This window comes from Streptomyces rectiviolaceus, from assembly GCF_039533825.1.
Lineage (GTDB): Bacteria > Actinomycetota > Actinomycetes > Streptomycetales > Streptomycetaceae > Streptomyces > Streptomyces rectiviolaceus.
Genome location: NZ_BAAAUG010000157.1, coordinates 54,643 through 66,776, shown reverse-complemented (window position 1 = coordinate 66,776; position 12,134 = coordinate 54,643). Strand labels below are relative to the sequence as shown.

The window sequence follows — 12,134 nt, the reverse complement described above, 5'->3', positions numbered from 1 at the left end:
TGCAATGGGCGCGCGCGGCCACCAGGACCTCGGCGTTCGTGGCGAGCCCGCAGCCGAGCGAGGCGAGCGCGAGGAGCGCGGTGCCCGCCACGTTGAGCCGCCGCCGGCCGAGCACGTCCGCCGCGGCCCCGACCCCGAGCAGCAGCGCGGCAAGTGCCAGCGCATAGCCGTCGATCACCCATTGCAGATCGCTCAGCGAGGCGTTCAGCGCCCCCGCCATGTCGGGCAGTGCCACGACCACGATGGTCACGTCCAGCAGCAGCATGAACGTCCCCAGGCATACCGCTGTGAGCGGCCCCCATGTACGCATTGTCAACTCTCCTCGTGCGATGTGTACGACGCGTGTGCGTGCCTCGTATCGCTCGTACGATGGAGTTCGCCCGGACGATCCATGTCACCAGTCACGAAAGATCGAAGGAATTCGACACCGATGGGCAGTGCAGGAATGGAATCCCCCACATCGGGCATGCAGGACTCGTTCGACGCCAGACTCCTCCAGGCGCTGGAGATCGACGGCCGCGCGCCCTTCAGCAAGATCGCCGCCGTCCTGGGGGTCTCCGACCAGACCGTCGCCCGCCGTTACCGCAGGCTGGTCTCGGACGGCAGCCTCCGGATCGTCGCCGTCCGGGACCACGAGAAGCTCGGCCAGGAGCAGTGGATGCTGCGGCTGCGCTGCGCTCCCGACGGCGCCGATGCCATCGCCACCGCCCTGGCGCGCCGCCCCGACACCTCATGGATCGGCCTCACCTCCGGCGGCACCGAAGTCGTCTGCTGCACCCGGCCCCGCACCCGCACCGACCAGGACGAGCTGCTGCTCGCCAAGCTGCCGCGCACCCCGCACATCGTCGACATCCGCGCCCAGCAGATGCTGCACCGCTTCTTCGGCGGCCCGGACGGCTGGCTGATGAAGCACGGGCCGCTCGCCGATGAGCAGATCGCGGCCCTGCGCGCTGTGCCGCCCGCGTCCGCCGCACATGTGGAGGGCCATCGGATCGAGCCTGAGGACGAGCCGCTCGTCGCCGCGCTCGAACAGGACGGCCGCGCGACCTACCCCGAGCTCCAGCGGGCCACCGGGCGTTCGGAGTCGGCCGTCAAGCGCCGCCTCGGCGCGCTCCTCGCCTCCGGCGCGATCTACATCGACATCGAGTACGCCAACACCCTCATCGGACTGCACGTCGGGGCGATGCTCTGGATCACCACCGCACCCTGGGCCATGGACTCGGTGGGCAAGGCCCTCGCGTCCCACGCCGAGATCGCCCACGCCACCGCCGTGGCAGGGCCCTCCAACCTCATGGCGACGGCCGTGACCCGGGACATTCCAGCGCTCTACGCCTACCTCAGCGGGAAGCTGGGGCAGCTCGACGGCGTCCAGCACGTCGAGACGGCGCCGTTCATGCGCCGCGTCAAACAGCTCACGTACCGCCCCTATCCCCGCTGACGCCGACGGTGCAGCCGGTCGCCGCCCGCCAGGATGGATGCGGCGAGCGCGTCCGCGGCGCCCTGTGCCGAGGCCCGCCGCTCGCCGTGCAGGAGCACGAAGTCGACCGCGCCGAGCTCCGGAAGGCCCGCACGCTCCGGGACACGGACCAGGCCCGGCGGGATCAGGCCGTGGGAGTGCGCCATCACGCCGAGTCCCGCGCGGGCGGCGGCGACCAGGCCGTTCAGGCTGCCGCTCGTGCAGGCGATCCGCCAGGCACGGCCGCGCCGCTCCAGGGCTTCCAGGGCCAGGGCGCGGCTGATGCCGGGCGGTGGGAACACGACGAGCGGGACCGGCTGCTCGGGGTCGAGGCGCAGCCGTTCGGCACCGATCCAGACGAGCTCGTCATGCCAGACCAGCTCGCCGCGCGGATCCTCAGGGCGCCGCTTGGCCAGGACCAGATCGAGCTTGCCCGCGTCCAGCTTCTCGTGCAGCGTGCCGGACAGCTCGACCGTCAGCTCCAGATCGACGTCCGGGTGATCGTGCCGGAACGACTCGAGGATGTCCGTGAGCCGGGTCAGGACGAAGTCCTCCGACGCCCCGAACCGCAGCCGCCCGCCGAGCCGCGTCCCCGTGAAGAACGCCGTCGCCTGCTCGTGCACCTCCAGGATCCGCCGCGCGAAGCCGAGCATGGCCTCGCCGTCCTCGGTCAGCTCCACGGAGTGCGTGTCGCGCGCGAAGAGCTGGCGTCCGGTGGCGTCCTCCAGGCGGCGCACGTGCTGGCTCACCGTGGACTGGCGCAGACCCAGGCGCCGGGCGGCCTGCGTGAAGCTCAACGTCTGGGCGACGGCGAGGAACGTACGGAGCTGGGCGGGGTCGTACATGGTCACGAGGTTATCGCGGAACGTGATGACAGTCAGAACGGTATCCGGGATTCCCGATCGCGGTGATCAGGAGGATCATCGAGAGGGCACGACATGAACCGAACCGATGGAGCGAAGTGAAACGCCCGAGCTGGCCCACCTGGATGCCGATCGACCCCTACATCCTGGCGTTGCTCGGCACGGTGGGTATCGCCGCGCTGCTGCCCGCGCGGGGCGTCGGCGCCGACATCGCGGGCAGTGCCTCCACGGCCGCCGTCGCGCTCCTTTTCTTCCTCTACGGAGTGCGGCTCTCCACCCGTGAGGCCCTTGACGGGCTCAAGCACTGGCGGCTCCATGTCACCGTCCTCGCCTGTACGTTCCTCCTCTTCCCGCTGCTCGGGCTCGCGGCCAAGGGGCTCGTTCCGTACGTCCTGACGCCCGCCCTCTACAGCGGGTTCCTCTTCCTGACGCTCGTGCCCTCCACGATCCAGTCGTCGATCGCCTTCACCTCCATGGCGCGCGGCAACGTGCCCGCGGCGATCTGCGCGGGCTCCTTCTCCTCGCTCGCAGGCATCGTCCTCACGCCGCTGCTCGCGGCCGCCCTGCTCGGCAACAGCGGGGGCGGGTTCTCCGCGGACTCGGTCCTGAAGATCGTGCTGCAGCTCCTCGTGCCGTTCCTGGCCGGTCAGGTCCTGCGCCGGTGGATCGGCGGCTTCATCGCCAGGAACAAGAAGGTCCTTGGCTTCGTCGACCGGGGCTCGATCCTGCTCGTCGTCTACACCGCTTTCAGCGAGGGCATGGTGCAGGGCATCTGGCACCAGGTGACGCCGCTGCGGCTCGGCGCGCTGCTCGGCGTGGAGGCCGTGCTGCTCGCCGTGATGCTGGCCCTCACCTGGTACGGGGCCAAGCGGCTCGGCTTCGGCCGCGGGGACCGCATCGCCATCCAGTTCGCCGGTTCGAAGAAGTCCCTCGCGGCGGGACTGCCCATGGCGAGCGTCCTGTTCGGCGCCGAGGCCTCGCTCGCCGTGCTTCCGCTGATGCTCTTCCACCAGATGCAGCTGATGGTCTGCGCGGTGATCGCCAAGCGGCGCTCGCGCGACGTCGTGGAATTCGTCAGCGAGCCGTCGCGAGGCGAAGAGACACGAACCGCGGTCGGTACAGGGACACGTTCCGGCTGACGTTCGCCTGCGCGCTCTGGGGCGCCGCGTCCAGCCAATTGACGTCGTAACTGAGCAGCAGCCGCCCGTTCCCGCTGAGCGCCGGATGGGCCTGGGGGTTGTACGCGGCCATGTCCTGCTCCGCCGAGCCGTCCTTCGGCAGAGGCGGCGCGAAGCCCTTCGCGGGGCCGTGCCAGGGGCCGGTGGGCGAGCACGCCCAGTAGGAGGTCACGTCGGTCAGACCCTCGGTGCCCGCGGCCATCGTGAACAGGACGTACGTCCCCTTCACGCGCGCCACAGTGAACGCGCTGCCCACACCCTTGCGTTCACCGTCACCCAGTACGGAGCGCGGCTTCCCGGACTCCGTCCAGTCCTTGCCGTCCCAGTACCGCCACGCGCCGGGCTCCGCCAGCCTGCCCCTGGGGACGCGTGCCACGTAGGCGTGCGAGGCGGGGCGCGCGACCGCCTTGCCGTCGTTGCCACCGAAGACGTACGTCCAGTCGCCGTCGTCGACCGTCGTCGTGCCGTACAGGACACGCTTCTCGGGGTCCGGCACGGCACTCTGGTCGGAGACCTTGACGATGCCCTCGACGCGCAGATCGGGCAGGGAGAGCGTGGCGACCTCCGTGGCGGTCGGCACTCCGTAGATCCACGGACCCGTGCCGGTGGCGCGGGTCCACAGCAGGACGCGCACGACCTTGTCGGACGATCCGGGGGAGCGGGGCTCCACCTTCGCGGCGACCGGCCAGCGCCACTGCTGCGGCGCGGGGTCGGGAAAGAGCGGGGCCGGCAGCGTGCGCTGCAGCGTGCCCGAACGCGACATCACCACGGCCGAGTTACGGACCATCGGCGCCGTCGCGTCACGCCAGGTGTGGGGCTGGCCCGCCGGGTTGGGCGGTGCGTGCACCTGGCCGAGGAAGGTGTCGGAGAACAGCCAGAGCAGCCGCCCGTCCGGAAGGCGCACCGAATGCGTGCCGTCCCCGCCGGTCCAGTCGTCGGCCCGCGCCGTGTCGTCGCCGTAGCGGGCGAACGCCCCGGTGACCTTGTCGTCGGCGGCCCAGGACGAGACGGTGCGCGCCTCACATGCGTCGCCGCCCTCCCGGTCGTCTTCCGGGAGGGCGATGAGGAGCACGGCCGCGCAGGCCAGGGCGAGCAGCAGGACGATCCAGGTCCTGCGCGCGCCCCACCCTCGGCGTGGACCTTGGTCGGCGGGCACGTGCGGGACGTTAGTTGCTCGCGCGGATGTGGTCCATGGGGAGCCATGCGACGGTGTCCCGCGTCACAGGGGCCTTGGCCGCGCCGTCCTGCCCGAGTTCGGTCAGCTCGGCGTCGCTCAACGCCCGGTCGTAGACACGTACTTCGTCGATCGACCCGGTGAAGTGGGCGCGGCTGTCGACCCGTTGGCCGACGTGGAAGCCGTACCCGGAGTTACGGGTGACCGTGCCCGGGACGTCGGCGGTGGTGATCCGTGTGCCGTCGACGGACAGCGTCAGCTGCCCGCCGCCGCGGCGCAGCGCGATGTGGTGCCACTGGCCGTCGTTGTAGGCGCCCGTGGTGCGCACGGAGGCGGACTTCGGGGGAGTGGCGCCGTCGCGCGTGGTGATCAGGCCCGTGACGCGGTTGCTCGCGGGCTCGCCGCGCAGCCACACCTGCGGCTGGTTGGTGCCGATGCCGCCCATCCAGAGGAGTGGCTGCTCACCGCTGGTGGCCGAGTAACGGAACCACATCGAGGCCGTGAAGTCCTTTGTGCCGAGCGGGAGTTGGTCGCGGTAGGGCAGCCGTACGGCGTCGTCCGTGCCGTCGAAGGCGATGGCCCTGCCGAAGCGGCCCTCGGTCGTGGACGCCCCGCCGAGCACGGCCGCCGGCTTCGCGCGCGGCGCACGGTCGGAGGTCGTCGGGTCCGGGCCACGGCGCGGCTGCAGCCAGTCCTCGGTGAACCGCGCGAAGCGGATCTCGTCGCGCGCGTCGACCGCCCCGCCCTCGTACATCAGGCCCACGTGCCCGCCGTCGGCCCGCACCATGTCCGAGTAGCCGGACCAGTCCGTGGTGACCGTCGTGCCGCGGTCCACGCTGTCCCAGGTGCGCCCGCCGTCGTAGGAGGAGCGGATCTGCATCGTGCGGCGGCGGTCGGGGTCACCGGGGCAGGCGAGCAGCATCCGCTTTCCGAACTGGAGCGTGGAACCCTGCACTTGGGGCGCGTAGAGATCGGGAATGGCCTTGAACGGTGCGACGAAGGAATCACCCCCGTCGCGGCTGACCGTGTCGGTGCGGTGCCCGAGGTCGGTGCCGTCCTGCTCGCGCCCGTTGACGTAGAGCGCCCCGTCCGGGCGCTCCGTGATGGTCATCTCCGACGGCTTCTGCCGGAACGTGCCGTCGGCCGGTATCGGATACGAGTCCTTGGCGCCGATCTTCCAGTTGTCGCCGCCGTCGTCGCTGACGATCAGTGCCGCGTGGTTCGCGGTGACCCGACTGCCGTTCCATGTCTCGGTGTTGACGGTGAAGACGAGCCGTCCCGCGTGCCGCCCACGCGTCAGCTGGATGCCGTGGACGGGGCCGGTCGCGTACCAGGAGTTCCAGTCCTTCGGCAGGATCTGGTCGCTCAGGTCGCGCGGCGCCGACCAGCTGCGGCCGTCGTCGTCGCTGTACTGGAGGTGCGGGGTGCGGTCGCAGGGGACGGCGCAGTTCCCGCCGTCCGTGCGGCCCGTGTTGTACGTCTCCGCCAGCAGGATGCGGCCGGTCCTGCGGTCCACGATCGGGGCGGGGTTGCCGTGCGTGTCGCCCGCGCCCTCGTTGACGACCTGGAGCGGACTCCAGGTGCGGCCGCCGTCGTGCGAGCGCTTGACGACGATGTCTATGTCGCCCGCGTCGCTGCAGTCGTTCACGCGCCCCTCCGCGAAGGCGAGGAGCGTGCCCTTGACCGTCTTCACCACGGCGGGGATGCGGTAGCAGGCGTATCCGGGATCCTGCGAGGCCTTGAAAAGCACCTGCTGCTCGAACCCCGGAGCGCGGGCGTCATCCGGCGCCGCCTGCGCCGTGGGCCCGGGGAGCAGCGCCCCCACGGCGACGACCGTCAGGGCGGCCGTGGCGGTGCGGAGGGATCTGAGGCGTACACGTAGAGCTGATGGCATGGCGCGGCCCACCCTTCAAGGTGACTGGACATCCTGACATCCCACGTCCAACGTTCGCGCCTCAGACGCTACTTGGGCGGCTCGACACCCCACAAGAAGCGTGCGTGGCACGAATGGGCGCGGCCTGGTCAGGGTCAGGGAATCAGTACGACTTTCCCGAGGTTGCTCCGCGCCTCGATCACCGCATGCGCCTTCGCCGCGTCCTCGAGCGCGAATTCCATGTGCACGGCGGGCCGCAGCGCGCCCGCCGAGAAGAGCCGCCACAGCTCGCGCCGCCACGTCTCGTACACCTCGGGCCTCCCGCGCGCGATGAGCGCCATCTGGAAACCGATGACGGACTTGGCGCCGACGAGCAGGTCGTACGCCTGGACGGTGCCGCCGCCCGAGCTGTACGCGACGAGCCGTCCGTGCGGCGCGAGTGCCCGCACGGCGGGCGTGAGCAGCTCGCCGCCGACGGCGTCGAGGACGTAGTCGACGGGCTCGCCCCACGTCTCTTCGTCGTACGTGATGACCTCGTCGGCGCCGAGCGAGCGCAGGAAGTCCGCCTTGCCGGGACCGGCCGCGCCTCCCGAAACGGCTCCGACGACGCGCGAAGCACCCCGCAGCCTGGCCAGCCGCAGGGCGAGATGACCGACTCCACTGGCTGCCGCCGTGATCAGCGCGGCCTCGCCCTCCAGGGGGCGGGCGGCGTCCAGCGCGCCGTACGCGACGAGTCCGCTGCGGACGAGGGCGACCGCGTCCACTGCGCTCGCCCCGTCAGGGACGGGCGACGCCATCGCGGTGTGGAGGAGCGCGAACTCGGCGTAGCCGTGGCCGAAGCAGAGCCCCGTGACGCGGTCACCCGGCGCGTACCCGCTCACGCCGTCGCCGGTGGACACCACATCTCCGGCGATCTCCCCGCCGAGCGGGATCGGATCGCGGGGCTCGCGGACCTTGCGTACGACGGGGAGCGTGACCCCGGCGGCCTCGACACGCACGAGCAGCTCGCCGGGGCCGGGCGCGGGGACGGGCACGTCCTCGGTGAAGAGGACCTCGGGGCCACCGCTGTGTTCGTACCGAACGCGACGCATGCGTACTCCAGGCGGAGAGGATCGTTGGGAGCCCCAACGGTACTCATATTTTCATTGGGAAGTCCAACGGTTCTCGGATAGGCTCGCCCCATGCCCACGACCCCATCCGCGCCCAGCGGCATCCGCACCCTCCCCAGCTGGCTCCTCGGACGCGCGGCGGCCCGTGGCCGTGGCCTCGTCGCCGAGGCCCTCGCGGGCGAGCACATGAAGATGTGGCACCACGTGGTGCTCTCCGCCGTCGCCGATCAGGGCCCTGTCGCGCAGGCGGCGCTCGGCCGCAGCATCTCGCTCGACCCCAAGGACCTGGTCGGTGTCATCAACGACCTGCAGGACGCCGGACTCGTCCTGCGCGCGCCCGACCCCGCCGACCGGCGCAAGAACGCGATCACGATCACGGAGGACGGCGAGCGCACGCTCGACCGCTGTGCCGAGGTGGCGCGGCGCGCCAACGACGAACTCCTGGCGCCTCTTTCGGCCGCCGAGCGGGGACAGTTCCTGGCCCTGCTCACCCGGATCTCGGGCACCGAGGCCTAGCGCGGGCACCGAGGCCTGGCGCGGGCACCGAGGCATGGGCCGGCGGTTCCGGGACCCCGCCGGCGCAGGGGGCGCTCCCCGCCGGCCGGGGCCCCGCCGCCGTGCAGCGGGGAGCGGCCGGTCAGCCCTGGGAGGCCGCGGCCCGCACGGCGATCCGGTGCTCGCCCGCGTACACGTTCATGGAGGAGCCGCGCAGGAAACCGACCAGGGTCAGGCCCGTCTCCGCGGCCAGGTCGACGGCGAGGGACGACGGCGCGGAGACGGCGGCGAGCACCGGAATGCCCGCCATCACCGCCTTCTGCGCCAGCTCGAAGGAGGCACGCCCGGACACGAGAAGCACGGCACGCGACAGCGGCAGACGGCCGTCCTGAAGGGCCCGCCCGACGAGTTTGTCGACCGCGTTGTGCCGGCCCACGTCCTCCCGTATGTCGAGGAGTTCGCCGTCCTCCGAGAACAGCGCCGCCGCGTGCAGGCCCCCGGTCCGGTCGAAGACCCGCTGCGCCGCGCGCAGCCGGTCGGGGAGGCACGCGAGCAGCTCGGTCCCGAGCCGGACCGGGGGAGTGTCGGAGATCGGGAACCGCGCCGTCGTACGGACCGCGTCCAGGCTCGCCTTGCCGCACAGGCCGCAGGACGAGGTGGTGTAGACGTTGCGTTCGAGATTGATGTCGGGCAGGACGAGCCCCGGGGCGGTCTTCACGTCGACCACGTTGTACGTGTTCGAGCCGTCCGCCGTCGCCCCGGCGCAGTACACGATGGACTGGAGCTCGTCCGCAGAGCCGAGCACCCCCTCGCTCACGAGGAAGCCCGCCGCCAGCGCGAAGTCGTCACCCGGCGTGCGCATGGTGATCGCGAGCGGCTTTCCGTTGAGCCGGATCTCCAGTGGTTCCTCCGCGACCAGGGTGTCGGGCCGCTCGGTGACGGCCCCGTCCCTGATGCGGATGACGCGGCGGCGCTCCGTGACTCGTCCCATGTCGATCAGTCCCGGTTCTGTACGTGCTGGTAGCCGAAACGGCCCTTGATGCAGAGGTTGCCGTGGGTCACCGGATTGTCGTGCGGTGAGGTGACCTTCACGATGTCATTGTCCTGCACGTGCAGGGTCAGATTGCAGCCGACTCCGCAGTACGCGCACACCGTCGTCGTCTCGGTCTGCCGCTCCTCGTCCCAGGTCCCCGCGGCCCGCATGTCGAACTCGGACTTGAAGCTGAGGGCTCCGGTCGGGCAGACCTCGATGCAGTTCCCGCAGTACACGCACGCGGAGTCGGTCAGCGGCCCGTCGTGCTCGACGGCGATCCGGGCGTCGAAACCGCGGCCCACCACGGAGATGGCGAACGTGTTCTGCCACTGATCGCCGCAGGCGTCGACGCACTTGTAGCAGAGGATGCACTTGTCGTAGTCGCGCACATAGAGGTCGTTGTCGACCCTGGGCTCCTCATTGAGCCGTGCGGCGTCCGGGCCGAAGCGGTCGGGCTTGGCGTCGTACTCCTTGAGCCAGCCCGCGACCTTCGGCGTGGTCGACATGTCGACGGACGACGCGAGAAGTTCGAGCACGACCTTTCGGCTGTGCCGGGTGCGCTCGGTGTCGGTGAGGACGGTCATGCCCGGCTCGGCCCGGCGCGAGCAGGCCGGGGCGAGGGTACGGGCGCCCTCGACCTCCACGACACACACCCGGCAGGCGTTCTTCGGGGTGAGCGTGTCGCCCTCGCAGAGGGTCGGGACGTCCTTGCCCGCGGCCCGGCAGGCCTCCAGGATGGTCGCCCCCTCGGGCACTCTGGCGTCCTGCCCGTCAAGCGTGAACTCGACGAGACGGCGCGGGATTCCCAGCGGTACGGCGGTCACTTGTACGCCCCCAGGCGGTCGATGGCGGATTCCACGGCGTTCCACGCGGTCTGGCCGAGCCCGCAGATGGAGGCGTCCCGCATGGTCCGCCCCACCTCGCGCAGGAGAGCGATGTCGCCGGCGGCCTCGGCCCCGGTCCGCTCGACGATGCGGTGCAGGGCCTCCTCCTGCCGGACGGTGCCGACCCGGCAGGGCACGCACTGCCCGCAGGACTCGTCGCGGAAGAACTCGGCGATACGGAGCAGGACGCGGGGGAGCGGCACGGTGTCGTCCAGGGCGAGGACGACTCCCGAACCGAGCGTGGCGCCCGCGTCCCTGGTCCCCTCGAAGGTGAGCGGGATGTCGAGCTCGTCGGGCCGTACGAAGCCTCCGGCCGCGCCGCCCAGGAGGACCGCGCGGAGGTTGTCCGGCATCCCGGCGATGGCGAGGAGTTCGCCGAGGGTGGCGCCGAAGGGGAGCTCGTAGATGCCGGGGCGTTCGACGCTTCCGGAGACGCAGAAGAGCTTGGGCCCGGTGGACTTCTCCGTGCCGATGGCGGCGTAGGCCTGTGCGCCCATGGTGAGGATGGGGAGCACATTGACGAGGGTCTCGACGTTGTTCTCGGCGGTGGGCTTGCCGAAAAGCCCCTTCTCCACAGGGAAGGGCGGCTTGGACCGCGGCTCCCCCCGATACCCCTCGATGGAATTGAAGAGCGCGGTCTCCTCACCGCAGATGTAGGCGCCCGCGCCTCTCCGGATCTCGATGTCGAAGGCGTACCCCTGCCCCAGGACGTCGTCCCCGAGCAGTCCACGCGCGCGTGCCTGGGTGATGGCGTGGTTCAGCCGTTCCAGGGCGCGGGGGTACTCGCCGCGGAGGTAGAGGTAACCGAGGTGGGCGCCGGTCGCGTACCCCGCGATGGTCATCGACTCGATGAGCGAGTACGGGTCGCCCTCCATGATCACCCGGTCCTTGAAGGTGCCGGGCTCGGACTCGTCCGCGTTGCAGACGAGGTAGTGGGGGTGGTCCGGCTGCGAGGCGGTGGCCTGCCACTTCCTTCCCGTGGGGAAGGCGGCGCCGCCTCGGCCGACGAGGCCGGAGTCGGTCACCTCGCGGATGACGGCGGCGGGGCCGATGGCGAAGGCCTGCCTCAGGGCGGTGTAGCCGCCGTGCGCGCGGTAGTCGTCCAGGGAGGTGGGGTCCACCTTGCCGATCCTGCTGAGCAGCAGGAGGCCGTCCTGTCCTGCTTGGGGAACGGCGAGGGCCGCGGAGGGCTCTGCGGGGGCGGATTCGGGGGCGAGGGCGGCTTGGGTGAGGGTGTCGGGTGCGGCGGGGGCGAGGGTTGCGGTGGCGTAGGTTCTCTCCCCGCTCCCGCCCCTACCCGAATCCCACGGCTCCGCCGCCTGGGGTGGCCGTCGATCACCGGCTCCGCCGAGTTCGTCCTCAATCGCCGGACGGGCTGAAAGATCGCGGCCGGGCGGGAGGGCTTCAGCCCGTCCGGCATCCGGGAGGGCTTTAGCCCGTCCGGCGTTTGAGGACGAGCCGTCAAGGCGATCGGCGGTCACGCCAGGCCCCCGCGCCAGCGGCCCGCGGCGGAGCCGCACATCGATACAGCCGGGAAGGGGCGGGGTTGGGGAAAGAAGCGCCGCAGGCACACCGGCCCGCACCACCAACGCAGCCGGAGCCCGCTCACACAGCCCCAGGCAGGGCGAGCGCTCGACGGCGACCCCGGACTCCGAACCCAGCCGCGCCTCCACCTCCCCGCACAGCTCCGCCCCACCCCCACAAGCAAGATCCGTACACACCCGAACCACCGTCGCGGGACGCGCCCGCACCGAGAACATCGAGTAAAACGTGGCCACCCCATACCCCTCCGCCGGCGGCACCATCAGCCGCCGGCAGAGGTAGTCCAGACCCCCCTCGCTCACCCACCCCACGCGGTCGTTGAGCGCGTGCAACCCCGGCAACAGCTCATCCCGCCGCTCCCGCGCCGCACGGCCACCCCGCGCCCACCGCAGGTCCGCGTCGCTGCGGTCGTCGGCCCCCTCCCACGCGGTCTCGGGCGGACCGAGCAGCGCGTCCACGGCGGCTCGCTCCTCGTCCGTCGGCTTGCTGTCACCGAAGTGCAGATCCATACGTCACCTCACCTCACC

11 protein-coding genes are annotated in these 12,134 nt (G+C 71.3%); 3 read left to right on the top strand and 8 right to left on the bottom strand.

Features of this window, described 5'->3' with window-relative positions:
• Positions 1–310: MFS transporter (locus ABD378_RS35600; RefSeq protein WP_344528005.1), on the bottom strand; the 310-nt coding region annotated here is incomplete at its 3' end.
• 120 nt (positions 311–430) lie between these two features.
• Here ABD378_RS35600 and ABD378_RS35595 point away from each other — a divergent pair.
• Positions 431–1,438 carry an Lrp/AsnC family transcriptional regulator gene (locus ABD378_RS35595; RefSeq protein ID WP_344528003.1) on the top strand — a complete coding sequence of 336 codons (1,008 nt, stop codon included), beginning with the start codon at positions 431–433 and terminating at the stop codon, positions 1,436–1,438.
• On the opposite strand, the gene ABD378_RS35590 is transcribed toward ABD378_RS35595, so the two are convergent.
• Positions 1,426–2,301 carry a LysR substrate-binding domain-containing protein gene (locus tag ABD378_RS35590; RefSeq protein WP_344528001.1) on the bottom strand — a complete coding sequence of 292 codons (876 nt, stop codon included), beginning with the start codon at positions 2,299–2,301 and terminating at the stop codon, positions 1,426–1,428. The two genes, ABD378_RS35595 and ABD378_RS35590, sit on opposite strands and share 13 nt — an antisense overlap.
• A gap of 116 nt (positions 2,302–2,417) precedes the next feature.
• On the opposite strand from ABD378_RS35590, the gene ABD378_RS35585 reads away from it, so the two are divergent.
• On the top strand, positions 2,418–3,458 hold the full coding sequence (locus tag ABD378_RS35585; RefSeq protein WP_344527999.1) for a bile acid:sodium symporter family protein: 1,041 nt from the start codon (positions 2,418–2,420) through the stop codon (positions 3,456–3,458).
• Here the strand turns inward: ABD378_RS35585 and ABD378_RS35580 are convergent.
• The 3 genes from ABD378_RS35580 to ABD378_RS35570 all read right to left on the bottom strand — a co-directional run bounded on the left by ABD378_RS35580 (position 3,394) and on the right by ABD378_RS35570 (position 7,635).
• Positions 3,394–4,653, bottom strand: a complete 1,260-nt coding sequence (locus tag ABD378_RS35580; RefSeq protein WP_344527997.1) for a DUF4185 domain-containing protein — start codon at positions 4,651–4,653, stop codon at positions 3,394–3,396. The genes ABD378_RS35585 and ABD378_RS35580 overlap by 65 nt on opposite strands.
• 10 nt (positions 4,654–4,663) lie before the next feature.
• The gene (locus ABD378_RS35575; protein WP_344527995.1) at positions 4,664–6,565 is read right to left on the bottom strand and encodes an exo-alpha-sialidase; all 1,902 of its coding nucleotides are present in this window, start codon (positions 6,563–6,565) and stop codon (positions 4,664–4,666) included.
• A 134-nt stretch (positions 6,566–6,699) separates the two neighbouring features.
• Entirely contained in the window at positions 6,700–7,635 is a 936-nt protein-coding gene (locus ABD378_RS35570) for a quinone oxidoreductase family protein (RefSeq protein ID WP_344527993.1), read from the bottom strand.
• 90 nt (positions 7,636–7,725) lie between these two features.
• Here ABD378_RS35570 and ABD378_RS35565 point away from each other — a divergent pair, with 90 nt between their 5' ends.
• Entirely contained in the window at positions 7,726–8,169 is a 444-nt protein-coding gene (locus tag ABD378_RS35565; RefSeq protein WP_344527991.1) for a MarR family winged helix-turn-helix transcriptional regulator, read from the top strand.
• 121 nt (positions 8,170–8,290) lie between these two features.
• Here ABD378_RS35565 and fdhD read toward each other — a convergent pair whose 3' ends face one another.
• From fdhD to ABD378_RS35550, 3 genes are read right to left on the bottom strand one after another with little or no spacing between them, the layout of a single operon-like run.
• Positions 8,291–9,139 (bottom strand): formate dehydrogenase accessory sulfurtransferase FdhD, encoded by an 849-nt coding sequence (fdhD, locus tag ABD378_RS35560; RefSeq protein ID WP_344527989.1) that lies wholly within the window; start codon positions 9,137–9,139, stop codon positions 8,291–8,293.
• A gap of 5 nt (positions 9,140–9,144) precedes the next feature.
• Positions 9,145–10,005 carry a 2Fe-2S iron-sulfur cluster-binding protein gene (locus ABD378_RS35555; RefSeq protein WP_344527987.1) on the bottom strand — a complete coding sequence of 287 codons (861 nt, stop codon included), beginning with the start codon at positions 10,003–10,005 and terminating at the stop codon, positions 9,145–9,147.
• Positions 10,002–12,116, bottom strand: coding sequence for an NADH-ubiquinone oxidoreductase-F iron-sulfur binding region domain-containing protein (locus ABD378_RS35550; RefSeq protein WP_344527985.1), 2,115 nt, complete (start codon positions 12,114–12,116; stop codon positions 10,002–10,004). The genes ABD378_RS35555 and ABD378_RS35550 overlap by 4 nt, the downstream gene beginning before the upstream one ends.
• Positions 12,117–12,134: the final 18 nt, after the last annotated feature.